This window comes from Lysinibacillus sp. NPDC056959, from assembly GCF_042674095.1.
In the GTDB taxonomy this organism is placed as follows: Bacteria; Bacillota; Bacilli; order Bacillales_A; family Planococcaceae; genus Lysinibacillus; species Lysinibacillus zambalensis.
The window spans coordinates 8,249-34,691 of the sequence record NZ_JBHURE010000009.1; the positions used below are offsets into that span (position 1 = coordinate 8,249).

At 36.3% G+C, this 26,443-nt stretch carries 30 protein-coding genes; 20 read left to right on the top strand and 10 right to left on the bottom strand.

Annotated features, from left to right (window positions below; translation table 11 throughout):
• From ACFTQ7_RS12440 to ACFTQ7_RS12455, 4 genes are all read left to right on the top strand, one after another.
• Positions 1-358, top strand: a 358-nt coding sequence (locus ACFTQ7_RS12440) for a hypothetical protein (RefSeq protein WP_386829023.1), incomplete at its 5' end; no start/stop codon positions are given.
• A 118-nt stretch (positions 359-476) separates the two neighbouring features.
• Positions 477-1,019, top strand: a complete 543-nt coding sequence (locus ACFTQ7_RS12445) for a sigma-70 family RNA polymerase sigma factor (protein WP_386829024.1) — start codon at positions 477-479, stop codon at positions 1,017-1,019.
• Positions 1,003-2,109: a DUF4179 domain-containing protein gene (locus ACFTQ7_RS12450; protein WP_386829025.1), complete on the top strand. Its 1,107-nt coding sequence runs from the start codon at positions 1,003-1,005 to the stop codon at positions 2,107-2,109. Before ACFTQ7_RS12445 ends, ACFTQ7_RS12450 begins: the two co-directional genes overlap by 17 nt.
• A gap of 87 nt (positions 2,110-2,196) precedes the next feature.
• Positions 2,197-2,721, top strand: coding sequence for a tubby C-terminal domain-like protein (locus tag ACFTQ7_RS12455; RefSeq protein ID WP_386829026.1), 525 nt, complete (start codon positions 2,197-2,199; stop codon positions 2,719-2,721).
• A gap of 201 nt (positions 2,722-2,922) precedes the next feature.
• Here the strand turns inward: ACFTQ7_RS12455 and ACFTQ7_RS12460 are convergent, their stop codons facing one another.
• From ACFTQ7_RS12460 to ACFTQ7_RS12475, 4 genes are all read right to left on the bottom strand, one after another.
• Positions 2,923-4,581, bottom strand: coding sequence for a DUF6138 family protein (locus tag ACFTQ7_RS12460; RefSeq protein ID WP_386829028.1), 1,659 nt, complete (start codon positions 4,579-4,581; stop codon positions 2,923-2,925).
• Positions 4,582-4,826: 245 nt separating this feature from the next.
• Positions 4,827-7,337: an ABC transporter permease gene (locus tag ACFTQ7_RS12465; RefSeq protein ID WP_386829030.1), complete on the bottom strand. Its 2,511-nt coding sequence runs from the start codon at positions 7,335-7,337 to the stop codon at positions 4,827-4,829.
• Positions 7,337-8,065 (bottom strand): ABC transporter ATP-binding protein, encoded by a 729-nt coding sequence (locus tag ACFTQ7_RS12470; RefSeq protein WP_386829244.1) that lies wholly within the window; start codon positions 8,063-8,065, stop codon positions 7,337-7,339. The genes ACFTQ7_RS12465 and ACFTQ7_RS12470 overlap by 1 nt, the downstream gene beginning before the upstream one ends.
• Positions 8,066-8,117: 52 nt before the next feature.
• Complete coding sequence (locus tag ACFTQ7_RS12475; protein WP_386829246.1) at positions 8,118-8,684, bottom strand: sigma-70 family RNA polymerase sigma factor; 567 nt, start codon at positions 8,682-8,684, stop codon at positions 8,118-8,120.
• Between the two features lie 468 nt (positions 8,685-9,152).
• Between ACFTQ7_RS12475 and ACFTQ7_RS12480 the strand changes: the two genes are divergently transcribed.
• From ACFTQ7_RS12480 to ACFTQ7_RS12535, 12 genes are all read left to right on the top strand, one after another.
• Complete coding sequence (locus ACFTQ7_RS12480; protein WP_386829032.1) at positions 9,153-9,590, top strand: hypothetical protein; 438 nt, start codon at positions 9,153-9,155, stop codon at positions 9,588-9,590.
• 269 nt (positions 9,591-9,859) lie between these two features.
• A complete protein-coding gene (locus tag ACFTQ7_RS12485) occupies positions 9,860-11,542 on the top strand; it encodes a methyl-accepting chemotaxis protein (RefSeq protein WP_386829034.1) in 1,683 nt (560 codons plus the stop codon).
• 291 nt (positions 11,543-11,833) lie between these two features.
• Positions 11,834-13,453, top strand: coding sequence for a right-handed parallel beta-helix repeat-containing protein (locus ACFTQ7_RS12490; protein ID WP_386829035.1), 1,620 nt, complete (start codon positions 11,834-11,836; stop codon positions 13,451-13,453).
• A gap of 460 nt (positions 13,454-13,913) precedes the next feature.
• Positions 13,914-14,105 carry a hypothetical protein gene (locus tag ACFTQ7_RS12495; RefSeq protein ID WP_079560942.1) on the top strand — a complete coding sequence of 64 codons (192 nt, stop codon included), beginning with the start codon at positions 13,914-13,916 and terminating at the stop codon, positions 14,103-14,105.
• Positions 14,106-14,413: 308 nt separating this feature from the next.
• Positions 14,414-14,680: a cysteine hydrolase family protein gene (locus ACFTQ7_RS12500; RefSeq protein ID WP_386829248.1), complete on the top strand. Its 267-nt coding sequence runs from the start codon at positions 14,414-14,416 to the stop codon at positions 14,678-14,680.
• Between the two features lies 1 nt (position 14,681).
• Positions 14,682-15,278: a class I SAM-dependent methyltransferase gene (locus ACFTQ7_RS12505; protein WP_386829037.1), complete on the top strand. Its 597-nt coding sequence runs from the start codon at positions 14,682-14,684 to the stop codon at positions 15,276-15,278.
• A gap of 25 nt (positions 15,279-15,303) precedes the next feature.
• Positions 15,304-15,879: a DNA-3-methyladenine glycosylase I gene (locus ACFTQ7_RS12510; protein WP_386829039.1), complete on the top strand. Its 576-nt coding sequence runs from the start codon at positions 15,304-15,306 to the stop codon at positions 15,877-15,879.
• Positions 15,869-16,552, top strand: coding sequence for a DUF1963 domain-containing protein (locus ACFTQ7_RS12515; RefSeq protein ID WP_386829041.1), 684 nt, complete (start codon positions 15,869-15,871; stop codon positions 16,550-16,552). Before ACFTQ7_RS12510 ends, ACFTQ7_RS12515 begins: the two co-directional genes overlap by 11 nt.
• A 64-nt stretch (positions 16,553-16,616) precedes the next feature.
• A complete protein-coding gene (locus tag ACFTQ7_RS12520; protein ID WP_079560948.1) occupies positions 16,617-16,817 on the top strand; it encodes a hypothetical protein in 201 nt (66 codons plus the stop codon).
• Positions 16,818-17,029: 212 nt separating this feature from the next.
• Complete coding sequence (locus ACFTQ7_RS12525; RefSeq protein ID WP_349658346.1) at positions 17,030-17,332, top strand: hypothetical protein; 303 nt, start codon at positions 17,030-17,032, stop codon at positions 17,330-17,332.
• Positions 17,333-17,505: 173 nt separating this feature from the next.
• Positions 17,506-17,913, top strand: a complete 408-nt coding sequence (locus tag ACFTQ7_RS12530; protein WP_386829043.1) for a hypothetical protein — start codon at positions 17,506-17,508, stop codon at positions 17,911-17,913.
• A 58-nt stretch (positions 17,914-17,971) separates the two neighbouring features.
• Entirely contained in the window at positions 17,972-18,592 is a 621-nt protein-coding gene (locus tag ACFTQ7_RS12535; RefSeq protein ID WP_386829250.1) for an NAD(P)-dependent oxidoreductase, read from the top strand.
• Positions 18,593-18,781: 189 nt separating this feature from the next.
• Here ACFTQ7_RS12535 and ACFTQ7_RS12540 read toward each other — a convergent pair whose 3' ends face one another.
• A complete protein-coding gene (locus tag ACFTQ7_RS12540; protein WP_386829045.1) occupies positions 18,782-18,973 on the bottom strand; it encodes a hypothetical protein in 192 nt (63 codons plus the stop codon).
• A gap of 306 nt (positions 18,974-19,279) precedes the next feature.
• Between ACFTQ7_RS12540 and ACFTQ7_RS12545 the strand changes: the two genes are divergently transcribed.
• Positions 19,280-19,642 carry a hypothetical protein gene (locus tag ACFTQ7_RS12545; RefSeq protein ID WP_386829047.1) on the top strand — a complete coding sequence of 121 codons (363 nt, stop codon included), beginning with the start codon at positions 19,280-19,282 and terminating at the stop codon, positions 19,640-19,642.
• Positions 19,629-20,267, top strand: a complete 639-nt coding sequence (locus tag ACFTQ7_RS12550) for an O-methyltransferase (RefSeq protein WP_386829048.1) — start codon at positions 19,629-19,631, stop codon at positions 20,265-20,267. Before ACFTQ7_RS12545 ends, ACFTQ7_RS12550 begins: the two co-directional genes overlap by 14 nt.
• 69 nt (positions 20,268-20,336) lie before the next feature.
• On the opposite strand, the gene ACFTQ7_RS12555 is transcribed toward ACFTQ7_RS12550, so the two are convergent.
• Together ACFTQ7_RS12555 and ACFTQ7_RS12560 are read right to left on the bottom strand one after the other, a co-directional pair.
• A complete protein-coding gene (locus ACFTQ7_RS12555) occupies positions 20,337-20,558 on the bottom strand; it encodes a hypothetical protein (RefSeq protein WP_386829050.1) in 222 nt (73 codons plus the stop codon).
• Positions 20,559-20,777: 219 nt separating this feature from the next.
• The gene (locus ACFTQ7_RS12560) at positions 20,778-21,206 is read right to left on the bottom strand and encodes a GNAT family N-acetyltransferase (protein ID WP_386829051.1); all 429 of its coding nucleotides are present in this window, start codon (positions 21,204-21,206) and stop codon (positions 20,778-20,780) included.
• A 154-nt stretch (positions 21,207-21,360) separates the two neighbouring features.
• Between ACFTQ7_RS12560 and ACFTQ7_RS12565 the strand changes: the two genes are divergently transcribed.
• The gene (locus ACFTQ7_RS12565) at positions 21,361-22,866 is read left to right on the top strand and encodes a hypothetical protein (protein WP_386829052.1); all 1,506 of its coding nucleotides are present in this window, start codon (positions 21,361-21,363) and stop codon (positions 22,864-22,866) included.
• 642 nt (positions 22,867-23,508) lie between these two features.
• Here the strand turns inward: ACFTQ7_RS12565 and csaA are convergent.
• The gene (gene csaA / locus ACFTQ7_RS12570; protein WP_386829054.1) at positions 23,509-23,841 is read right to left on the bottom strand and encodes a chaperone CsaA; all 333 of its coding nucleotides are present in this window, start codon (positions 23,839-23,841) and stop codon (positions 23,509-23,511) included.
• 323 nt (positions 23,842-24,164) lie between these two features.
• On the bottom strand, positions 24,165-24,521 hold the full coding sequence (locus ACFTQ7_RS12575) for a hypothetical protein (RefSeq protein ID WP_386829055.1): 357 nt from the start codon (positions 24,519-24,521) through the stop codon (positions 24,165-24,167).
• 233 nt (positions 24,522-24,754) lie between these two features.
• Between ACFTQ7_RS12575 and ACFTQ7_RS12580 the strand changes: the two genes are divergently transcribed.
• On the top strand, positions 24,755-25,453 hold the full coding sequence (locus tag ACFTQ7_RS12580) for a Type 1 glutamine amidotransferase-like domain-containing protein (RefSeq protein ID WP_386829056.1): 699 nt from the start codon (positions 24,755-24,757) through the stop codon (positions 25,451-25,453).
• A gap of 186 nt (positions 25,454-25,639) precedes the next feature.
• Here the strand turns inward: ACFTQ7_RS12580 and ACFTQ7_RS12585 are convergent, their stop codons facing one another.
• Positions 25,640-26,443, bottom strand: coding sequence for an ABC transporter ATP-binding protein (locus ACFTQ7_RS12585; RefSeq protein WP_349658337.1), 804 nt, complete (start codon positions 26,441-26,443; stop codon positions 25,640-25,642).

Here is a 26,443-nt window from a genome sequence, read left to right on the forward strand (position 1 = left end):
AGCGATCAAAATCGTGGATAGACGAGGCAAAGTCGTGGATACAACGGTAAAAATCATGGATAGGAGAGTCAAGGTCGTGGATAGAGCGATCAAAATCGTGGATAGAACAGTCAAGGTCGTGGATAGAGAGATCAAAATCGTGGATAGAAGAGGCAAGGTCGTGGATAGAGCGATCAAAATCGTGGATAGACGAGGCAAAGTCGTGGATACAACGGTAAAAATCATGGATAGGAGAGTCAAGGTCGTGGATAGAGCGATCAAAATCATGGATAGAACAGTTAAGGTCGTGGATAGAGCGATCAAAATCGTGGATAGAACAGTCAAGGTCGTAGATAGAACGAATAAAATGCAACGATAGAAGAACCGAAGTGACGGCGCTCGCCCGGAGTCACTTATTTTATTTTTAAAAAGAATTTTATCAAAGTGAAACCTTTTCATAGAGTTATTGACTCTAAGTATTGAAAGGAGGGAACAGCGTGGAACATGACTTATCAATCGTCAAACAGGCTATTGCAGGGAATAAGGAGGCTTTTGAGCAGCTACTTATTCTAGAGGAAGAAAAATTATTTTATACTGCGCTTTCTTATGTTGGTCAAAAAGAGGATGCTTTGGATGCGATTCAAGAAGCAGCGTGTAAAGCCTTTCTAACCGTTCATCAGCTAAAGCATCCGGAATTTTTCTCCACATGGCTGTTTCGAATTTTAATACATGAGTGCTATCGGTTACTAAAAAAAGGGAATAAAATTATCCCCTATGAAGAAAGTGAATTATTAAATCGTTTACAGGAGCAAGAAAATGTTATTGCGAATCCAATCGATTTATCGGAATCCATACAGCAATTGAATCATTCTCAGCAAATGGCCATCATTTTATTTTATTATCACGATTTACCGATTAAAGAGATAGCAGAAGTAATGGAAAAGCCTGTTAGCACTATTAAAACGTATTTGCATCGTGGAAAAAAACAATTAAAGCGTGAATTAGAAAGGAGTGCAACGTTGAATGAAAAAGCTATTTAATGAAAACGGACCCCTTCCGGAATTCCCAAGAGATGAGGTACGAGCAGCAATTAGCAAAGGAATCCAACAAGCAGAGGAGCAAACAAATATGAGTCAAGCCCCTATTCAAATGAAAAGAAAAAGTAAACGTAAACCGTTATTGTATGTAGCAAGTGCGGCAGCAGCATTTTGTATTATGGTAGGTTCAGCCGCTTATGTATCACCAACATTCGCAAGTACATTATCACAGCTACCAATCGTCGGTTCGGTATTCAGTAACTCTGGCTTCCTTGGGCTAAAACAAGCAAGTGAACAAGGGTTAACAAGCACTATTGGAGAAAAACAAACAATTAACGGTATTTCCGTAACGATTGATGAAGTCCTTTATGACGCGTCAAATATTACGGTAGGACTTACAATTGATTCTGAAAAGGAATTAAGTGATTATTACTTCGGGGCAGGACCAGACTTTACGATTAATGGTACAAACCCTGAAGTGAGTTCTGGTGGCTATGGTGAAAAAGTTATAAGTCCAACGGTCCGTACAGGCATCGCAACATTAGAAGTGAAGGAGGACATGCCGGATTCCTTTGAAATGGGCTTAACATTAGAAGGTAAAGAAGGGGAAAAGTTGGAATTTTTAGTTCCTGTTAAAAAGATTACGAATACTATTTATGTTCCTGTCAATCATCAGCAACAAGCAGAGGGCATTCAACTAGATGTGTCCAAAATTTCATTCAGCCCATCGGGTATAGCACTTGACTTTAAAGCTACTGAAAAGGGCACAATTGATAATGCTCAAGTAGGCGCATCGTTTATAGAATTCCGTATTACCGATCAGAATGGCAAGGAGATTACATCGCATTCAGGTGGGGGAGAAGGTCATTTCGATAAAGGAGTATGGAACTTTAGTAGCACCAAGTCCTTTGACCCGATTTCTGAGGATGTTCAAAAATTAATAATTACACCGTATTTAATGCTTCCTTCTGGCGGAGGCGGTGTACAATTTGATAAGAATGGCGCAGAAACAAAGATACCATTCGATCCGTCATCACTAAAAGAAGTAAAGTTCCAACCATTTACCGTAGAAGTACCAAAGCAAACTAAATAAACAGTCAAGCGCCAAATGCAACCTTTGTATTTGGCGTTTATTTTATGTTAGGTTATAGGGAGCAAGTGTAATGAAGGAGCGAATATATTGAAGATTTTTACATACAAACAACCAGCGGCAATTGAATCGACAGAGTTAGTAGAAATCGTTAATGAAGCGGGGGAAGTATCGTCTACTGTTCAACGTGTTTATTCAAGCGGACTGAAAAAGGTGTTTGACCGCACGATGGACTATCGTTATTTTGTACGTTTTGATGTGAGCGATGTCGCTGGTCAGGCTCTTTTTACATGTAAGAAGATGTCGCGACGTGGGCGAGTGCATTTTCGAGGGAAGGATTTCGTTACAGGCAAAGACTATATGATTGCCTATGATGGCTGGCAAATTATGATTCCTGATTTAATCATCACGGATGGCGTCCAACAAATAAAACTGAACAAGGAAATGGAGGACTGGTCAGTATTTTCTCTTGATGATCAACCGATTGCTCGTTGGCAGGCAGTTTTTTGTGAGACGCATTTTGAGATTACGCTGCAAATTGAAGACAACAGCCCTATACAGCATGAAGCCTTTTTTATTGCGATCGGACAGGCCGTGTTGTTTGTAGGAGCGTAATATGTTGATAAATTTGAAAAAGTGTCCGATAAACTGAAAGAGTTGGGTGATAAAATGAGAAAGTTGGGCGATAAATCTAGAAAGTTAGGCGATAATTAAAAAATAGCCCTGAATAAAGTTTGATTAACTTGATATGAGAACATATTTAAAGAGCGTGTTTTAAATTAATCAAAACACGCTCTTTATTACAGTATGTAGCCCTCAGGTCATTTCGATTTGAAGTGCCAACAGCTGCTCCAGCCCATCTTTTAATGGGGGTAGGGCCTCTCGGGCTGCCTCTTCAAGTTCCTCTATGCTACCGAAAATCCGGCATATTACCATTTCACATTCATAAATCTCTTTGCCTTTCAGCGCCTCGAATAGTGCCTGGGAAAGCTCAAGACTATCAATGGTTAGATTTTTGACTAGCGTAGCTTCATCAATCCCTCCAAGCAAAATGGATACAATTACCGGCATATGCTCCGCCTTTACGCCATGCGCCTCAATAAACGCCTCTGCATAGCCATCATGTGCTAACTGATGCTCTGTATCTACCATTTCCATATAGCGACATACCAACGGAAAATAAGCCTTGCTGTACAAGCCTAGTCCCAATACCGCATAAGTGCCTGGCATGACCGATTCCTCACTAGGCTCCACATCACCATACCATGCGAACTCTTCCATAGCTGTTTCCACATATTCTGCAAGCTTCGGAAACAAAGTAGGGTAGCTAAGTGCATTCGCAAAAAATTGATGTAGCTCGGACTTTGCCAGTTCCGTCACAGGAAGGAAGTTCTTTTGGCTACTCTCCAGTTTTAGCAGATAACTTTTGGAAAAACCTTGCTTCAAAAGATTGATAATGTAATCTAGCGCTTCTTTATATGCTAGTTCTTCTCCGGAGAGAATTCGGATTTCGATTGTTTGTGTAATATCGTTGTTTCTGCCTTCTATCAGCTCTCCACGATATGTACGAACAAATTTTCCACTGCCTTCTTTTAAATAAATAGCAGCCTCCTTGGAGCCCAGTTGGACTGCCAATTCCATATATTTTTGCCGGATATCTGGCTCAGTGAAGCCAATCTGTAATGCTGCATAAAGAAAGAACTTCATCTCGCTTATGTCTACGGAAGGACGATCTTCTTTCAAAGTCCAAATCATTCCATAATGACTGGATCGGGTAAAATGCTGCAGTAAAAAGTAATCCAACGCCCAATTTTTTAACGCATAAGTAGACCGACTAATCCAGTCATTTTTGAGCTCATGTTCATGATCTAACTTGTCGGATAGACGACGAATTAACGGATCAATTACTTCCACTTCCTGTTTCATCAAATCAGGGTTGAGCAAATGATTGGCGAAAAAGAAAATGTCAATCTTTACAGGCAACACGGGCAGATCAGAAAGAATCATTGTTTGAATAAAATGATCCAGCTTCTTTTGTAGTTGAATCAACTTGGCCTCATTCAACAGCTGTTTGTTAAGCGTTAATTTCGAATTCTCCCATTCAAACTCAAATACAACTTCAAACTTGTAATCAAAGAAATCGTGTCCTTGTTCCTCCGAGCGGAACAATTCGTCTACAAGCCTGCACAAGGCAGGAAAGAACTCCTCAGTTAGAAGTTCATCGGTTAACTCCATGATGTAAGTATCCGCTCCAAATTTATTCGAGCTGGATAAAAATTTGGAGAAATCGATATAAATTTGACCTTTAGACCAAGTAAACTTGCCTTTTCTCCACGCCACCCGGAGGTAGTTGTGAACTCCAGCTTGCAACGTTCTTTGATCCTTAAACTCATTGATTCTTTTACTTTCTTGTTTGTAAATTGTAGTGATTTCCTGCCATACCTTATTTAGAAAAGCTTCTACAGCCTGATTCAACGGTGTCTCCTCCTAATATTGCATTCTACTTTCTCAGTTAGATAAAAGATGTAATATTTCTTTATAGTATTGCTCTAAAATATATTTTACAAAATTTAACACGGAAAGCGAACATCTTTTTTAATAAATCTACCTTGCTCGTTAGTTGAATTATAAAAATTCCCCGAAAAAAATATCATACCTCTAAGAAATCTATAGAGGTATGATATTTCAAATAGAATCTTTTAAAGAGGGTCTGTTGTCATTCAAATATCAATCATTTCATTCGCTAATTTCTTACGACTAATCCAGTATCCTTGCAGTGTAAAGACAATGAGTGTCGCGACTAAAAAGACGATACTCGTCATACTTAATGTGAAGAAGTCATAGTACGTCGGAGCTCCTTCGTCAATAAAGCTCAACATTCTCGTTAACGCTAATCCAAGAATTGTTCCAACTACTAGACCATATAACACAAATGACAACACTTGCGTTAAAATCAGCTTGATTAATCCGCTAGGGGAAAGACCAATTAGTCGTTGAATCGCATAATCGACACGTTTTGAATAAATGAAGTGAAGCAATGTTTGCAATACACCAAGGCAAGTAGCGATAATCAAAATAACGAAGACGCCAACAAAAAGGCTCCAGCGTTGGAAGATCATTTCATCGTTTTGCTCGATAAATGTCTCTTTATCAGTAATTTTTAAAGCTGGCCAGCGTTCCTGTAAGAAAGTGAGGTCTGCTAATGCCTGCTCTGTATCATCTGCTTCCACCATAATGTCGGTAATTATAGTTGAATCTGATACTATAAAAGAGGACCAATCGACAAACAAATCTATATATTCTTTATAAGAATCAAGGGCTATATCAACGACCAGTAATTCACCAATTGGCACTTCATGCTGTAGTGTTTCATCAAATGTCCCCGCCATTATATGATCACCAACAGCTAATTGATGTTTTTTGGCAAGTCGTTCTGTAATGATCACCCCATTTTTAAAATCTCCTTTAAAAGCATCAAGCTTTTCTAATTGGACGTATTTTTCAACATCAATGGCCTCGAAATTACTACCTTCCCAGCCATTGTCACCTTCAAGCACTATATAAGGTGCGTTACTTCGTTCATAGGCATAGGACACGCTCGGCAATGCCTCAATTTCTTTAATCAAAGCTGGTGTAATAGTTGGATCTTCTAATTCATTATCAATTTTTATAGATGTTTCATATTGAGAGTTTATATATCTATATGAGTTTTGCTGATTCGTTTTAAATAAAGAGCTACCGAATATTAAAATGACCATTAATCCAACAATACTAAGCACAATGGGCATATTTTTTCGCACCTGTGGCATGAGCTGCTGACACGCTAAGTATGCTTCTTTGCCAAGTACAGCACGAATGGGCTTCAAGGAAATTTTGAATAGTTCTGTAAAGAGATACGGCATGATATAGAGTAAAATCCCACAGACGAGTAATGTGCCGATTAAAATCATGAGTGCCCCTTTGCCACTACTTGTCCCGACTTGATAAGCATTCGCAAATAAGAATAGGGATATGAATGCAACGATGCCCATAACAATCGTTTTCCATTTTGTCCAGCGTAAATTTAAATTTTCATTTTCTGTGGCGATTTGTAAAGGTAATAGACTAGCACTTTTATGAACTTGCCATTGTGTGATTAGTTGCAGTAATAAAAAACTTGCAATAGCAATCACGATAACGAAGATCATCGGTAAGTCAGTTTTTGCGTCTGGCATTTTCATCAAGGTAATTAACTTTGGTAGCCAACTTTTTATCACTAATAAACTGACCGATGTCCCTAGCAATACGCCAAAGCCAATGATGATAGATAATTGCAATTGTACTATGCGTCTTACTTGCTTAGTGGATGCGCCAAGTGCACGTAATACCATAAGCTGTTCTTTAATTTTGTAAAATAATAGCTGGAAGGTTGACAGTAGTAAGACACTAGAAATAAGTAAGATAAAGAATGACAATACAATTATAAAAATTATTAATGCTTGTAAATTTCTCTTAATATCATCGTAGTCGTTCATGATATCGATACGTAATGTGTCATCAAGCTGTTTCAAATCCGCACCAACTGAAGTAGCAACATTATCGTTTTCCGTTTTAATGAGTGCAAACATCCCTGCAGTTTCTGCATCACTATTATCCATCCACGTTTTCAACACATCATTTTGGATCAGGATTATATTAGGACTATCTGTGCCCTTTAGAGGTGGAAGGATTTCTTGGATTGTAAAGGTACCTGTTTTTGCTTCAGCGGAGTTTCCGACTGTTTTATTGAACGTAACGTTTAATGTATCTCCGACATCCTTGTGGAAGAGACGGGCCATATTCTCAGTAATTACAACATCTTTCGGTTCAAGATTATCATTAAAATGATAGCGGCTTTTCACTAAGTCATCGTTTTCAACACCAACAGTATAAAATGATGTGTTTTTTTCATTTTCAACATTTGTATGAGTTAATGACACACTAGAAACTTTTGTAATTCCAGGCATTGATGCGAAATTTTTGATTTGCTGTGAAGTTAACAGCCTATGTTGATCAGGATTATAACCGACCAGCAAATCCATTTCGCCATATAATGCTTGTATTTCTTCCTTCATTTGACTAGTAGCATTCAATATGTAAACACTCATTGTCATGACAAGGCAAATAGAAATGGTAATAATACTTATACTCGTTAATACATTTGCCCACGCTGCACGGAATAGCTTCAGAGCAATGGTACGCATCGTAAACATTACACATCACCTCTAGTAATCAGCTTGAACTTTGATAAAATGCAATCTAAATCCTCTACTGTTTGCTTATTTTGATAGGAATCCACAATGGCGCCATCATGGAAGAATAATACACGGTTTGCATAAGTAGCAACATAAGGGTCATGTGTCACGAGTAAAATGGTTTGATTCATATTGTTTTGCAAGTTTACTAACAGCTCTAAAATTTCATCTGTCGTATTCACATCTAATGCACCAGTCGGTTCATCGGCCAGTAAAATTGGCGGGTTTGCTATAATGGCGCGTGCTATAGCTACTCGTTGCTTTTGACCACCAGAAAGCTCATTAGGTCGATGCTTCGCCCATGCGGCAATATTGAGTTTTTCCATCATTTGCTGTACACGCACTTTAATCTCTTTACTTGGCACATCATTAAGGATAAGGGGGAGCGCAATATTATCTTCAACTGATAAATCCTTCAACAGGTGGAATGATTGAAAGATAAAGCTGATATTCTCTTTACGGAATTTCGATGCTTTTGGCTCTTTATAAATATCATGCGCTTCCTGTCCAAATAAGAATAATGCACCTTCAGTCGGTTCATCGATGGCACTAATCATATTTAGTAGTGTACTTTTACCAGAACCGCTTGTCCCCATAATGGCCACCATTTCACCTTGATAAATCGTACAATGGATATTTTTCAATGCATTGACTGTATGATGCTTTTGTTGAAAGATTTTTGACATCCCTTCAATACGTAACACTTCTGTTAAACGTCCTTCAGGAATTGAAATCGCATTAATAACTCCTTTCAACGGATTGAACCCATTCATCTATATATGCCCCCTTTAATTGTTGTCGTAAAGATTGTAAGCCTCGGCGAATATGAGTTTTCACTGTGCCCTCAGGACATTGTAAAATCACAGCAATATCCTTTACCGAGTAGTCTTGATAAAAACGTAATAGTAAAACCGTTTTATATTTTTCCTCTAGCTTGCAGAGTGCATGCCATAAATCTAGTTCTTCTTCGATATATGTAGGTGATGTACTATTGAGATCCTCTAATGTATGTGGTTCGACAAGCTGTACAGAGTTTTTCTTGGCAAGATAAGTTTTACAGCAATTAATAATAATGCGCGTTAGCCAGGTTGAAAAATATTGAGGATCCTTTAATTGAGGTAGGCCCTCATACGCACGGATAATGGTCTGTTGAAAAACTTCTACGGCGTCATTTTCATTTTGGACATAAACATAAGCCATTCGATATAGCTTATGTTGCTCTTGTTCAATAAGCTGATAGAAAGCTTGCTCATCTCCGTTTTGTGCTAACTGTACTAATGATTGTTGCTTTGTAGTAATGAAAATCGCCTCCTTCCGACTATTAGACTTGGCAACCCATCATTTCGATTCAAGTTTTTTATTTTATTGGAAATTTAGTAGGTTATCACCATAACGTAGGGTTGATTTCCGTTCCTCTAATGTTAATCTCCAAGTGTTGAACGAATATCAACTTATATACATAGCATAAGTTTTAACCAATGATTACCTAAATTTTGATGTTGTTCTGATTTTTAGCCAATGTCCAATTTATGGTTATTAATTTATTGCTATAATACCATTTATAGGTGGAAGTGATGGGCGTTTAAAAAGAAAAACGAAAAAAACTAACTAGAAGCATTTTAGAATTAAGGTGCAAGATGAAAAAAATTGCTGTTCAAAGGATACGTATTTTCGATCTGCTCTGTTTAGCAACAAGAAAATAGATACTTATAGAAGGAATTTACCTACCTTTACTAGAAGGTCTTATATAAACAATCATAAAGGGGTGATTCGTTGCGATTAACGAAAGGGATTTCAGGTTTTGATGCAGAGCATCTAATCGAACAGGATATGCGTACTTTCCAGTCGATGGTTTATCATTTAGTGACAAGCGAACAAGGAGCAAAAGCGTTGCAATTTATCGATCAGCCTCATTTTGTTTATATGCAAGCGGTGATTCAACTGGAGGATGAGCGTTTGACAATTCTCCATCATAGGCTGATGCCTTATATTGCATTTGCTAAGTTTGATGAAGAACTAAGCTTTCAATTTTTAACAAAAACTCACTTACACAAATATTTTCCGATGCGTAAATGCCTTCCAACTGATACATTAAACACATTGTTGACGCAAGATAAGGATTTGCACAGTTTATCTGAGGTGGAGTGGACCTATATTTCACACTTTGACAGTAAAACTATAGGGGATGTTATTTTTAATTATTGGGATTAATTTTTAAATAGAAGGAACAGCTTGTTTTTTAATGCTGTTCCTTTTTTTGTGTGTGTTAAAAGTACTAATTTTGGTGTTTAAGTAGTCCATCTGCTTTATTTTTCAGATACTATAATCTGCTATAAATTACATGAAAATTAACTAGTTATTTCATTTAATATATAAAAAATTCCTGATTCATCCAAATTCGCCTTTGAAGTGGTAGATTACTAATGGTATTCAAATTATGATAAAGCACAATTTGCATTGTAAAATAAGGAGAATTTGAAATGAATTTTAAGTCTATTAGTAAAAGAATCGTTTTTTCTTTCAGCATTGTTATAGCAATCGTCATTTTATACATTGTTTACAATAACTTTGCAATACAACAAAGCAATAACGCAACGGAAAAAATCGTTGATAAAGAATTGCAATTACTAATTGCAGATTATGAGCAAGCTCAAACGATTTCGCTAAGAATTGCTGCAGCTAGAGGGTATGTACTTTCTGGAGAAGAAAAGTATAAGAAGATTTTTGAAGATACTGTAAAGCATGCTGTTGAGAACGAACAAAAGCGTTTAGAAATTACAGAGTCAGGAGATTTCGCCAAAATTGCGGAAATGGCGAAGGAATGGAATAGCTATGTTGAAAAAGAGGTATTTGATGTTTATGATCGAGGTCAGAAGGAACTAGCAACGAAAAATTTAGCTTCTATGAGTGATAAGGCGACGGAAATACGTGAAGGCTATGAAGGATTAGCCGAGCATCGTAAGCAATCGATTAATGCGGCTGGCGCAGACATTATCAGTGCAGGAGAGACTAAGCAGCTGACAGGTGGTATCGTAGGAATTGTCATTGTGATCATTACTATTATGATTGCATTGTTAAGTGCTCGACTGATTTCAAGACCAATCATCGCTTTGACAAATCGTATGCAACGAATTACTGAAGGTGACTTAAGTGAACCTGCACTTGCTGTGAAGTCCAAAGATGAGATAGGACAGCTTACAGAAGCGACTAATAAGATGTCCGATATTTTGAATCGATTATTAAAGCAAATTCAAACAGTATCTAATGACGTAGCTGCGCATAGTGAAGAGCTTATGCAATCATCGATAGAAGTGAAAACGGGTACGGAACAAATTGTCGATACAGTTACTGAAATTGCAAGTGGCACAGAAGTGCAGGCGAGCAATGCATCAGATGTAGCGACAACAATGACAGAATTCACCCTAAAGGTGACAGATGTCAACAATAGTAGTACTGATGTTCAACAATATTCCCAACATGTTATGGCTTTAACGAAAGAGGGCCAAAGTTTAATGGATGCATCAACTGCGCAAATGACATCCATTCATCATATTGTGAAGGATTCTGTTTATAAAGTGGATGAACTTAGTAAACAAACTCAGGAAATTTCAAAAATCGTAGCTGTCATACAGGATATTGCTTCACAAACGAATTTACTTGCTCTTAATGCAGCAATCGAAGCGGCTCGCGCAGGGGAGCATGGTAAAGGGTTTGCGGTCGTTGCAGACGAAGTTCGTAAACTCGCCGAACAAGTATCCGTCTCCGTGGACGATATAACGGGGATTGTTCAAAAAATTCAACAAGATTCTAACACGGTAACTTCCTCACTGGAAACTGGCTATCATGAGGTCGAAAAAGGTACGGCTCAAATCGCATCTACAAATGAAACATTCACCCAGATTGCAGAGGCCGTTTACGCCATGTCAACGAATATTGATGGCGTGATGACAAAGCTAGAAGAGGTAGTACAAAATACCGTTACGATTAATAAATCAGTGGACGAAATTGCCGCCGTATCAGAACAATCCGCTGCAGGCATCCAAGAAACTTCAGCAACAATCGAACAAGCAGCAAGTTCCATGGACGAAATCAAAAATAGCTCAGCCAATTTAGCGGGCATGGCAGAAAATTTAAATGACCTTGTTAGGAAATTTAAATTGTAATTACATGTATTGTGTTTTGTAGCAATTGAATTATGTAAATCGGTTAAACCAGCAATCGGCGAGAAAATCGTGTGATTGCTGGTTTTTTTTTATTATGTGGTTTAGAAAGTAGGTTGAAATCAAAAGAGTAAATACCTTTATCAAATATAGTATTGTCACTCTAAATAAAAGCTGGTTGTAAATTATTTATCCAAAACTTGAATAACAAGAAGTTCAATGAGGCTATAAATAAAATAAAACCGACAATTAATTTCATGTTTTCATGAATAAGCTTCGATAAGGAGTGTGGAGATGGCGACACTTATTGTAAAGAGAGGTATTATGTACAAATACCAAAGCATTGGGCAGGCGATTCAAGAGGCAAAGCCAGGAGATTTTATTGAAATCCGGGAAGGAATGTATGAAGAAAGCTTTGAAATTTCCCAAAGGCTTACATTGTATGGAGTAGGAAACGTAATCATTAAAGGTGGCGTGTTTATACGCTATCAAACACTTGTGAATATGCGGAATTTGCGTTTTACGCAAGGGCAAGGTATTTATGTAAAGGGAGATTTACAGCTAGAAAACTGTGTTATTGAGCAGCAAATGGTGCAAACACAAGTAACTGTAAGCTTCGGAAGTTTAATGATGAAAAATGTTGATATATTAGCGAGTCCTATCAATCATGTTGGCTTACGTATTGATAATGGTTCGAGTGTTATTCTTGTAGATACGACTATCCAGCATCATAAGAAGGCTCAAATTATGGTGCAAAATAGTGAAATCACTTTGACGAATTGTATGCTGTTGGAAGGGCGAGCGAATGGCATTTATGCAATACGAAATGTGAAAATGGAGATGGTGGATTGTGAAATTCATGGACATCAAAAGGCACAAATTGTTGCAGCCTCCAGTTCAATTTCAATGATGAATACACTTATTCACCAAGGGCAAAGTATAGGGATTCAAGTTTTCGAGAACACGAAGCTATCGATGGATGGCTGTGAAATCAAGCAACATCAAGACACGCACTTAGTTGTTCATCAAAGTGAGATGTTCGTGACGGATTCTATCTTTTCTGATGGAGTGGGAAATGGCCTTTTTCTTGGCGAGAAATCGAAGGCGATAGTGTACGATTGTAAGTTTCATCGTAATGTGAAATCACAGTTGTTAATTGAAAATAGTAAAGTGGAGTTTCGTACATGTAGAATAGAAAAAGGAGAGGCGACGGGAGTAACGGTTGTTAATGAAGCGGATGTATCGATGACAGAATGTAATATCCAAGAACACCCGCAATTTCAAATGATTGTTGACGCCAGCGGGCTAATGCTCAATCAGTGCATGATTCAAATTGGGCAGGCAGGTGGTATTTATGGCAATGATCACGCTAAGATTACGCTCCAGAATACCATAATTCGAGAGCTCGAAAGTCACCATATTTATATTAATAACGCTCGGCTCTTTACTGATAATTGTACTTTCGAACATATTCGTGCGAATGCGATTACTTGTATTGATGCTATTTTTGAAATAGCAAATAGTAAATTTAAAAACTGTTATGAAGGTCCGTATGCAATCGTTTGGTCTGATCAGTCAATGGGCCGTTTTAAGCATTGTACGATTGATGAAGCGGATCGTCCATTTTTAGCGGTGTCCAATCAATCTTTACTTGAGATGGTGTACACAGATCTAGTTTCTGTAAAAATTCCCTCTATTGTACAGGGGAAAAGTCAATTATTTATCGAAGGGTATACGAAAAAGGCATTGTGGAAGAGTGATTCATCGTCGAGAATAATGTATTTGCAAGACAATAATAAAACAAAGCACAGTGTAATAAATCAAGCAGAAGCAGCCGACATGCAAATACTGGACGAAAGATTACAAATACAAGTTGAAAATTTACAAAAACTTAACATTATAGGTACCGAATAAATAAGTAGGATAAGTAGTTTCAATTATTTTGAAATTACTTTTTTTTATGGGGTAAAAGTACTGTAATAACCGTGTAAATAAATATGATGGATACGTAAAAAGACACTTCTTCATTGTTCATAGCCATTTATATTTGTATGTAAACGGTTTCTTTATAATGATATTTACACTGTAGCGTCGAATTCTAAAATTCGACAAAAGCACTTGTTATTTTTATAATAGAATTAGTGAATAACAAGTATCGATTTAGGCATTGTATTAAAATTATTATTAAATAACAATGTTTTTTTGCAGAGGTTAAAATTTTATTACATTTAAGTAGATTTTGGATTGTTTAATTTGTATATGTTATCCTGTAATCAAAGAAAAAAGTTCATGAAATGCTTTACTAGTTCGTTGTTTTAGTAATATGAAAAATGATTGTAAAATAATAATTGGATGAAGTAGAGGTGAAAAAGGAATGTTTGGGCTGACAAAAGAAGAAATTATGTTAATGCTTGAGAAGGCAGGATTAGAGGAGATACAAAAAAATGCAATTGCGGACATCCTGCATCTTAACAATTTGCGAATCGAGCAACAACTTGCATTTATTATCCATCTAGTAATGGACGAGCGCGAAAGAAGTATTGCGAACAATACATATTTAAATTAGAAAATATTGTAGGATAAGTAGCTATCTTTTTGACATATTCCATATGGTTTGTAATTGATGACAACCAGTGTGAAAAATAATAAACCTTTATTACGATTATATTATCCTACTTATAGATGACAAAAATCACAAGTGCTATTTCCTAAAGGCACTTGTGATTTTTTTTGAACATAAACCTCCCTTATGATTGGTAAAATTTGAAACTTTTTTATTTTTCAGAACGTAAAGAAATAAGATAGAAAAAAACGGGGAGGGGGAGTAGTTTGAAGCAAGCGCTAATGATACTCGATAAAAAATAAACCGGATGCATAAATAATCCCAACTTAGTAACGTATTTAAAAAATAATGACATAAACGAGTTAATAGTAACAGGTGCATTTATAGAAGGTTGTGTCACAGCAACTGTGAAAGGGGCTCTAGCTAGAAGTTTTGCTGTAACAGTTGTGAGAGATGCAGTTGCAGGTGCTACAGATCAAAGTAAGGAAACCGCCTTAACAAAGCTAGCTACACAAGACCTCTCAATCCTTATTTCTCAGCAGGTTTTTAAAAGCGACAATGACAAGGGGGAATTTTAAAATGACACTTTTACAACGATTAATCGAACAAGCTAAACAACCACGAGGATTCGTAGGCTCATTGATGTTGCGAATTATGAATAAGGCACATAGCGGTATGAATACTTGGCTCATGAAACAGGAAGCTGCAAATGATGGAGATATTGTGTTAGATATTGGATGTGGAGGTGGCAAAACGCTTCAATCCTTATCGAAAATGAATCCAAGTGGTAAAATCTATGGAATAGACTTTTCTGCGCAGGCGGTTAAAGATTCTACGAACACCAATCAAATGGATGTGGCAAATGGAAAAGTGATCGTAACGCAAGCAAGTGTTTCAAGCACTCCGTACAAGGATAAGTTTTTCGATACGATTACAGCATTCCAAACGCATTATTTTTGGCCAGATTTAGCAAATGATGTGAAGGAAGTATTTAGAGTGTTGAAGGACGATGGGAAGTTTATCATCATTTCGGAGCTCTATAAAATTAATTATCATATGAAAGCTTATAAAACTAAGCCTGAAATCAAGCAGTTGTTTGAAAGTGTTGGGTTTCAAACTGTTACGATACGAGAAAACACGCAAAAAGGTTGGCTTTGTATTACAGGAATTAAATGAATCATAGTAAATGGAGGATATATCAATGAAAAGATGTGAATGGGTCAAGCAAGATGAGCCTTTATATGTTGAATACCATGATAAAGAATGGGGTATCCCAGTCCATGATGATCAGCATTTATTTGAAATGCTTTGTCTAGAAGGAGCACAGGCTGGTCTTAGCTGGTGGACGATTTTACAAAAGAGAGAGGGCTACCGGGCAGCTTTCGACCAATTTGATGCTTCGAAAATTATTCTCTATACGGAGGACAAGCTACAGGAGCTTAGACAGGATTCTCGCATTGTAAGAAATAAGCTTAAAATTGCTAGTGTTGTAACGAATGCTCAAGCCCTTCTACGTATACAGGAGCAGTATGGATCCTTCTCTCAATATATTTGGGGCTTTGTAGACCATCAGCCGATCATCAATGAATGGTCGTCCATTGCAGACGTACCTGCTACAACAGAAATTAGTGAACGTATGAGCAAGCAATTAAAAAAAGACGGCTTTAAATTTGTTGGTAGTACGATTTGCTATTCATTTATGCAGGCAACAGGAATGGTAAATGACCATGTCGTCGATTGTATTTGTCGCGGTGAAGAGGTAGCTGATGAAAGTTGATGATATTAAGGCTCAATTAGTAAGGCAAGCAACGATTTTTGAAACGGGTGGTATTAGACCTACATATGACCTGCTAGAAAGCTGGATAGGCTTTGTAGGATGGTCATTACCTGCAGAGGAGTGTCCACAAGGGTTTCTGCCACTTGCTTCATTATTTTTAAAGGAGCTTCCTTTTGTACCCACATCGCTTCAACATATTGAGCTGCTAACGTTATTTATGAATGAAGAAATATTTGATCACCTCATAGAAGATGATCTTAGCCGTTTTTTTGAAATAAGAGCATATACTTCTTTAGAAGGTTTAGTCCAGCAAAATTGGCAGTATGACCGAATTCGAGCTTTCCCACTTATTCCGAAATGGATTGATAATGATTATCCGACATGGGATGGGGGAGGGATTCCGTCTGATGTGGAAGATGAAATTTTGAGGCTAGAGCACGAGGAGGATGTTGAGTACTTCGATGATATCGTTGAAGAAATATACGCCGTGCATAAAATTGGTGGCTATCCAGCTTTTTGCCAAAGTGGTCGTGATTATGGTGAGGAATTTCCGTTTGTACTCCAAATTGCCTCAGACGGGAAGGCATATTTTAATATCGTCGATAATGGGAATTTCTATTTCTTTTTTAATCGTGAGCTAAACGAGTGGCGTGTAGATTGCGATTTTTATTAGCGGTAAAATCATTTTACGTTCAAACAGCAATGTTACAGTGATGGCATGATGAGGAGGAATGAAGATGAGGAGACATACTTCGGAAGTTAGAAAAGTAAAGAAGGTGAGAAAAATGGAAAACAAAACAGTCATTAAGAGTGGTATTAGTTTTGGCTCGGTATTGGCGATTACTATTTCTTGGAGTGTCAATCATTCGATCATCTGGGCCATCATACATGGTTGTTTAAGCTGGTTATATGTCATTTATTACGCAATATTTAGATAGAATCCAATCAAAGAAGCGCAAATACGGTACCTGACACTGTGCAATTGTTTAGCGATACATTGCATCGTATACATACAATAACGAATGTGTACCTCGTTCATAACTTTTGAGCATTTAGCATAAATAACTAAGTGCTCTTTTTTTGATGAAAAGCTCATATTCAGAAAGATTACTAACATCTTTCCATGTATCGTAGTAGAAAGGTTGATAGGATGACACATCAAGTAACCGGCAAAAACAATTTTGATTTTAATGCTTCAGGCGTTGATGAAATATTACAAAATGTAGCGTATATATTATCTACTTTCGTAATTTCTTGCCCTTTGTACAGAGATTTTGGTTTTAGACTAGACACTCTTCCACCTTTCCAGCTTGCCAAAAGACGAAATACTGCACGTCTTTTAGAAAGCATTCAACGTTTCGTGCCACAAGTTATAGTAATAGATGTAGATTATCTTGGAGATGCATATGTAGGAAAATTAGAACCTGTTGTGAAAGTTATCGTTAATAAATAAATTTATAGGTGATTTTTGTCCTTTACAACAAATTTGCCAGGTGAATTAAATGGTAGCCTGGCAACTTGATAAAAATCATTTCGATCATTGCTGTACAATACGGGAAAAAGGAATAAATTCATGATTTAAAAAGAGAAGCGTATTCTATTAAAAAGATGGAATGGAGAGAATATATGAGAGGGTTCATTAAAAGCCTTTTTATTTTATTTTCCGTGATCGTAATAGCTGCTGCCTTGATTAAGTATAATCAACCTTCAAATGAAAGACCCGTTCAAAAAAATCCCGATACAAATTATAATGAAGAAATTGGTAAAAAATTACAAAATACGAATTTTACAAAAAAAATTATAGTAGCGTTACGAGCAGCAGGCTATTATCCAGATAGTACGATCGGCTACTTAATTGAATCTCCAAACAATCAAGTAATCACTATACCATTACATAATTTAGATAAATTAGAAAAAAGTACAGAAAGCGAAATCCAAAATATCGTCAATAGTATCGCGGAAACAAATGATCTTCAGCTGTTTATCGTTAATGTCAGACTTATTGATGCATTCACAACAAGTAAGAATGGATAAAGGCCTCTAACAAGATACGAAAATTTGTGTGCTATAATCAAGAAAAGAGGTGATTATTCTGAGAATTTTAGTTTTAGGCGCCACTGGACGCGTTGGAAGCCACATTGTTTCCCTAGCTTTACGAGATGAACATAGCGTTACAGCGTTAGTTCGTACCCAAAATAAGCTAAACGTAAATGATGAAAATTTACAGATTGTACAAGGAAATGTATTAAAAAAACAAGATATAGAAAATGTTATGGCGAATGTTGATATAGTGATTAGTGCATTAAACACGGACGGCACCAATACATTAACCAAGAGTATGCCGCTAATTCTTGAAGCAATGGAAAAACAGCATGTGAAAAGAATTATATCGATTGGAACGGCGGGAATTCTACAAAGTCGTCTGACACCAAATGTATTGCGTTACCAATCGAGTGAGTCCAAAAGAAAAACAACCTTTGCGGCAGAAGAGCATCATAAAGTCTATCAGTTATTGAAGAAATCAGACTCTGATTGGACAATCGTCTGTCCTACATACTTACCTGATGGTGAATACACGGGTACCTATCGCATTGAACAGGACTTTTTACCGGATGGTGGGGGAGAAATATCTGTAGCAGATACGGCAGAGTTTGCCTATCAACAAATTCAGAGTAAGGAATATGTGAAATCGCGAGTAGGTATTGCATATTAGATTTTTAAATAAGAATAAGAAGCGGACAAAATGAGACAGAAAAAAGACTGCGGTTAGTGGAAGTTTGGCAAATCTTGTTCAAATAAAGGGAGCGTTAATCAAAGAATGATTAACGCTTTTTTGTTGAAGTGAAGTGATATTCAGTCAGAGGAAACCCACAACATTATGCGAAATTACTCATACAATCAATTATTTGATGTGGCATGCAATGGTGTAATTTAATGAAAGAAGATCTCTTTCTACAATGGGTTCTCCACCTGCTTTTAGACACCTTTCACTTGCCAAATTAATTTCCTGTTGATTAAAAAATGATTGCACCCCAGTTAAAAACACTACGCCAAAAACAAGTAATAGACCAATTTTTAAAAATGGCCTTTTCATTTTATCGCTCCTTCTTTTGAACATGAAGTTCTCTACTTCAATACCAATGAATCCTTTACTCCTAGAAGTCACATAACTAATAATTACCGTTTTATGGTGATGGCTATTATTCACAGTTTAATGGAAGAACAGAGGGAAGTACATATTACATAATTCCTTAAACGTTTAATGTTTCTGTTGTTAAAGTATGAAATTAGGAAACAGGAAATGAATAGAGAAGGGTAATTGACAAGTTGTATACATTTGTATACACTGTAAATGTAATCGATATTGTATACGAATGTATACAACGAGAGGAGAATGAAAATGAGAAGTGAAAAAATGAAGGAATTTAGAGAAGAAGGACATCATCGAGGGGGACGTCATAGAGGAAGAGATGGCTCTCATCAACGCGGACCTAAAACTTTCCGTCGAGGAAGAGCAATCGCTTTTTTAGAGATGATGAATTTAAAGCGTGCAACGATTAAGCAACAATTAGAGCAACCAGAGTTTCAATCGATTCAGCCAATATTAGTAGGTGAATTAAAAGCCATTGATATGGTCATCAATGAATTCATTCAATTATTTGAAATACATGAAAGTGAAACGCTGGATACACCCGACAATCAACAGGATGAAAAATCTATAAACCATGATGAAGAAGGGGGTAACGTAAATGAAAATAATTAATACTTACATTGATTCTATGTTTCATACGCAAGACTCTATTTTAGAGGAGGTTATTACGTCCATTCAAGAAAACGGGATGCCCGCCATTTCTGTTTCTGCTTCTTCTGGAAAACTTTTAACAATGCTTGTCTCGATGACTGGTGCTAAAAACATTCTTGAAGTAGGGGCTCTTGGGGGTTATAGTGGGATTTGTCTAGCTAGAGGGTTCGGAAGTGATGGGAAATTAACTTCGCTAGAATTAGAGGAAAAATACGCGCAGCTAGCTTACAGTAATTTAACGAAAGCAGGTTTTGCTGAACAAGTAAGCTATATGACGGGACCTGCATTGCAAAGCCTCGAAAAGCTGGAGCAGGGCAATGAGCGATTCGATTTTTTCTTCATCGATGCTGATAAGGATAATTATGAAAACTATTTAAATTACTGTGTGAAGTTAGCAAAACCTGATGCGATGATCGTTACGGATAATGTCCTTGCTAATGGGAGTGTAGCAGACTCAAATGCCCAACCAAAACGTTATACGGAATTAATGAAGAAATTCAATATTGCAGTAGCAAACCATCCTCAATTAGAGTCGATTATTATTCCAATTGGTGATGGCATGACACTTTCAAAAGTGAAGAAGTAAGTACTATTTTGTTTCGAAGGCGCTGACGTATAGCATGTTAGTGCTTTTTTGTTTTACAATTTTGCTAGTCTACAAGTATAAATAATTAAGTATCCACCCGGCAATCCCAGCAATAATTCCAACAATAATTAAAATAATCCCATGCTTTTTCTCATAATAATCACTTCTTAAAACAATGCCCATACAAATGGTCATAATACCAAAAAACAATTGAAAAAAGACAAGTGCAAAGGAAGCGTTTAACCAACCAATTAGTAAGAGTAGGGATTTATAGTTCTTTTCAGAGTTCATACACATTCCTCTTTTCGTGTTATGTATATATATCATTTTATTGGAATGTTTTATTGAAAATACATGATTTAAATTGGATATTATTAGTAGTGTATAAAAAAGGAGAGCCACGATAATTTAGGGTTTCAATAAAAAATGACTGCAATCAAACATAAGCTTGGTTGCAGCTTAATTTCAAATTAAATTATTTTAATAAAAGTAGAGGGGGACGTCTCTTATTTAATTCAATCTTAAATGTACTATTGGATAAGGGCGACCTGAACTATCTGTTGGATCTTCACTGACAATTGTGAAACCATTGTTCAAATAAAACATCTTTGCGTTTTCATTGTCTTTATTAACATCAACAGACCTTCCATTAAAATCTCTAATAAGTTGTTGTATTATTTGTTTTCCATAACCTTTTCCAATTTCAGCAGGTTCTAAAAATAGCATTTCTAAATGCTGATGATTGGTACCTGAAAAACCTATCAATTCATTTTTCACGAACCAAAGTCTCACATCAAGATGTGGGAAATACATAGGGATTTCCTTTTTAATGTCTTCCTTATCTTTTAAACTTAAAAAATCATGGGTTTTGGAAACGGATCTATTCCAAAGATTTATAATAGTTTCATAGTCATTAGTTGTTGCTTGTCTGTTTTTCACAATGTTCTCTCCTTTTTCTCTTCATGTATCACAGAATTGAGCTTCATTCCTCCCACTTCTTCAGAGGTGGGAGGAATGAAATGCTTTTTTCTTTATAGAACATATATTTGTATTGTATATTGTGAATAATCAAAAAATAAAGGAGTGACGAGTAATGACGAAAGGGAAGAAAGATTGTTTTGTTATAGAACTCAAGTTACTTATAGATATATGGCAAAAGGATATCCTATTAAAACGTTTTGAAATTGCCCGTACACTCTATAATACAACTTTGTCTTATGCAGTAAAACAATATACTTTAATGCAAGAATCAAAACACTATCGAAAACAATTACGTTACTACCAAAAAGCGAAAAAATCTAATGATTCAAAAGAGTTGAAGCAGATCGCAAAAGAATTAGATAACATTCGTCAATCTTTTGGGTTAAGTGAATATCAACTGCATGCGTATATTAAAAAGCATCAACATAACTATAAAAAACATATAGATAGCAATACTTCTCAGAAAATCGCCTCTACTGTCTGGAAAGCGGTTCAAGATGTTCTATTTAAAGGGAGCAAAGCACACTTTAAACGTTACGAAATGTTTCATTCTGTAGAAGGGAAATCTAATAAAGCAGGCATTCGATTTAAAGAGAATATTGTCTATTGGAATGGATTAACCCTTCCTGTTCGTATTCGCAAACAAGATTTGTTTGTAAAAGAATCCCTTGCTCTTCATGCCATTAAATATTGTCGTCTAGTCAAAAAAGTGATTCGTGGAAAACATACTTTTTACGTACAACTTGTGATGGATGGGATTCCTCCTGCAAAGAGAATTCCATCTACAGGAGCCTTTCGGCATTCCTATCAAAAACAAAAACGAGTAGGTATTGACATTGGTCCTTCTACCATTGCGATTGTTTCAGAAGAAACCGTTTTCATCCAACAACTCGCTCCAGAAGTACCTTTATTGGAGAAACAAAAAAGACGTTTATTACGTAAGTTAGATAGAAGTCGTAGAAGTACCAATCCTAACAATTTCAAAAAGGATGGTACTATAAAACATGGCGTCAAACTCCGTTGGACATATAGTAAAAACTATCAAAAAACAAAAAAACAAGTAAAAGAGTTATATAGAAAGAAAGCTTCCTACATCAAAGAAAACCATGGTGCATTAGCAAATAGAATCTTGTCTCTTGGCGATGAGGTGTACATCGAAACCATGCATTTTAAAGGATTGACAAAACGTACAAAAGAAACCAAAACAAATATACAGGGCAAAATCCAATCCAAAAAGCGTTTTGGAAAAAGCATTGGGAATCATGCCCCTGCTATGCTAGTGGAAATCATCAATCAAAAATTAGGTTACACAAAGCAAACAATACAGAAAGTAAATACGATAACCTTTAAAGCCAGTCAGTATAACCATGTGACGGATCGTTATGAAAAGAAAAAACTCCATCAACGTTGGAGTCAAATTGGAAGTCATCTCGTACAAAGAGATTTATATAGTGCGTTTTTACTGATGAATAGTGATACAAATTTACAACAAACAGATCCAGACTTATGCAATAAAACGTTTACTACCTTTTTAAAGTTACACAATCAACATATAGAAGACTTGAAACCAGTAAAGAAAACATTCCCTCTTAGCTTGGGTATCAAACAAATCAAGTGAGGAGTATTCCTCCGTAGGTAGAGCTACCTGCCTTCGTTAAAACTTATTGCCAACACAACATCGGTTGTGTAAATAAGAAAGTCTTATGGAACAGAAGATAAGTCAAAGATGTTGTACACAGGACATGGCAACACCATCTGTGGAGAGCTTTGTAACGCTTCTTAAGTACATAAGAACCCCACTGCTTTAGCTGTGGGAGTAGTCAGGCTCCTTTCCATTTTTTATTTGAAGATTTTAACGATATAGCACCAATCTATATAAAATTTCATTTTTTAATTTCCTTTCAAATTAGGGGATTTGTTGTTACAATTTTATGTAACGAAAATTGTAACATATGGCAATAGATGAAACAAAAAAGGACCACCACAATAGTAGTGACCCTTAGTATCAAGTCAGGAGGTGTAAGGCTAAATTAGCTTTACACTACTATTTATATGATGGTGAAGCAATTAAAGTTAGTTTTGTGCCTTCAAACTAGATTTATTTTTAAACTTATTACAGCAGGTGTCCAAACACTCGTTAAAATAGAGGAACTCAGTCAAAGTGCGGCAATACCGAAATCGTATCGACCTAGCACAAATACGATTCCGGATGCAATTGTGTGATTTATTGATAGGATACCACTATCACAAAATCCTCGACTTAACTAATTTTAGTTCCGTTTGGTACAGGTTGGTCAGGCGCTAATAAAATCACATCTCCTTCTATCGGAACGCCACCAATCACTAAAACTTCTGATTTAAAGCCTGCTACACGACGGGGAGGGAAATTAACGATTGCTACTACTTGCTTATGAATAATTCCTTCAGGTGTATAGTGTTTAGTAATTTGAGCAGAAGATTGCTTGAGTCCGATTTCTTCCCCAAAATCTATTTTCATTTTAATGGCAGGAACCTTTGCTTTCGGAAGTACCTCAGCTTGGATCACAGTACCAATTCTAATATCAAGATTCATGAAGTCTTCTATAGTGGCCATAAAAAAACTCCTTTATTTAATTTTCAATTTGTATAAATTCTTGTAAATTCTTTTCGATGAAATTATTTATTTTTTCTATAGTAGTTGGATAAATATTTTCGAACATTACATAAATCGATTCAAATGATGCATGGAGCTCTTTGTTATGATTTAATTCATCACGAGTGATTGAAAAATTCTCTAACGTACTAGGGTGGTTATGTCGTTTTAACTTCTTTCAGCGAGTGTAGAAACACCCGTTGAAAGAAGTTAAAACCTCCGGCGGATGTCACGGAATCAGAAAGGAGTTCTTTGTGCAAGCACAAAGCTGATTCCTGACGCAATTATGCCGAGGCATAATTGATTTCTTGCCCTATTTTCTCAAGGAGTAAAAGAAAGGATTCATCATTAAAATAATTTAAACATGCTTTGATAGCTGCCCAACTTTTAGGTTGAGCCATAAAATAAGCACTCCACCAATAAAATTCGATAAGAGATTCACTAATATGGGTATAATAAACATTAAACATAAATAATGCTTTTTGGCCTTCCGAAAGTTCCTCATAAAAATGTTCTTTCACACAGATATTCGTTTCTTCGGACATTCTTACCTTATAAATTTTAATTAGTGGTTCAAAGCACCTTTGATGTAGACTGGGGCCATTAAAATCAAAATCTTCTTCTCTTACCTTTATTATCAAAATAATCACACTCCTTCCCGATAATATAACATTATGGCTTGGAATGTGCAGCGTTATTTGCTTACATTTTGGACTGTTATTTGTTTTGTACAACTAAAAATTACAAAAATTAAAGCATTAGTTTAAACCTCAACTAATAATTTATTGTAAGAAAATGGATTAAATATTATTGGCGTTGTATAATTAAGTTCAGTATTTTCAAAAAAACTAAAATGGAACGGAAGTGGGAAGAGATGAAACAAATTATCGCATTAGGAGGAGGAGGCTTTTCTATGGAGCCTCATAATCCTTTATTAGATACATATATTTTACAGCAGTCTAACAAAGTTAATCCTAAGATCTGCTTTGTTCCTACTGCAAGCGGGGACTCAGAAAACTATATTGCAAGATTTTATTCTTTTTTTAACTCACAACAATGTACACCGTCCCACTTATCACTTTTTTCACCTCCAACGCGAGATTTAGAAAGTTTTATTATGGAAAAAGATATCATTTATGTCGGGGGAGGAAATACTAAAAACCTTTTAGCTTTATGGAAGGACTGGTCGTTAGATAGCATGTTTAAAACTGCTTGGCATGAGGGAATCCTATTAACAGGCATTAGTGCTGGGTCAATTTGTTGGTTTGAGGAAGGAATAACAGATTCATTCGGGGGAGAGTTAGAGCCGATAAAATGTTTAGGGTTTCTTCCAGGTAGTAATTGCCCTCATTATGATGGAGAAATCAATCGAAGACCAGCCTATCATAATTTGGTGAAAGCTAATAAACTGTCATCTGGAATTGCCGCAGATGATGGAGTAGCCGTCCATTTTATCGATCAAGAAATTCATAAAATCATTAGTTCAAAACCAAATGGTAAAGCCTATAAGGTCTCGTTGGATAAGGATATCAAGGAGGAAGAGCTAGTTGTGGAATATTTAGGGCATGTATAAATAATTACGAAGCTTTAAGTAAGCCACTCATGCCTTTTCCTGACTAGGATAGGCTTATTCATTGAAAAGAAATTAATCGTTACTACTAGCCATATAGAATAAAAAACACGTAACCTCTTAGTATCTTGTACTAATGAGGGGTTACGTGTTTTTAAACGTTAATGAAGCAATAAGAATGTCTAATTTTTATGAATAAGAGATTTTACGCCCTTTACCAAAAGGAATACATAATGGTGTGCCAAAAATAGGATCATTCGTCATTTGACAATCTAGATCAAAAACATGCTTTACCAACGTCGTCGTCATGATTTCTTCAGGTCTTCCTTGCTGGAATACGCCTTGGTCGCGAACCGTTATGATGTGGTCAGCATATCGACATGCTAAGTTAATATCGTGTAAAACCATAATAATTGTTCGTTTTTGCTGTTGATTTAATTCAAATAATAAATCTAAAATTTCTATTTGATGTGTTAAATCTAAGTAAGTAGTTGGTTCGTCTAAGAGGATAATATCTGTATCCTGTGCAAGTGTCATGGCAATCCAGGCACGTTGACGTTGACCGCCTGAAAGCTCGTCCACCGGTTTATCCTGTAAATGATCAACACCTGTTGCTTTTAAGGCGTTTAACACTATTTGTTCATCTTTTTCTGTCCATTGCTTGCGCCAGCTTTGATGTGGGTAACGACCTTGCTTAACAAGCTGTAGTACTGTTAATCCCTCTGGTGCTACTGGTGATTGCGGAAGAATAGAAAGTTTTTTAGCTACTTGTTTAGTCGATAATTTAAAAATATCTTGACCATCTAATAATACAGAGCCGTTTTTAGGCTTTAATAATCGAGCAATGGAGCGTAAAAGTGTAGATTTTCCGCAACCATTGGCGCCAATTAGCACAGTAATTTCATTCATTGGAATAGATAAATTCAGATTTTCAATGATATTGGAATCACCATAATTTAATGTAAGTGATTTAGTTTCTAAAGTTGTAGTCAT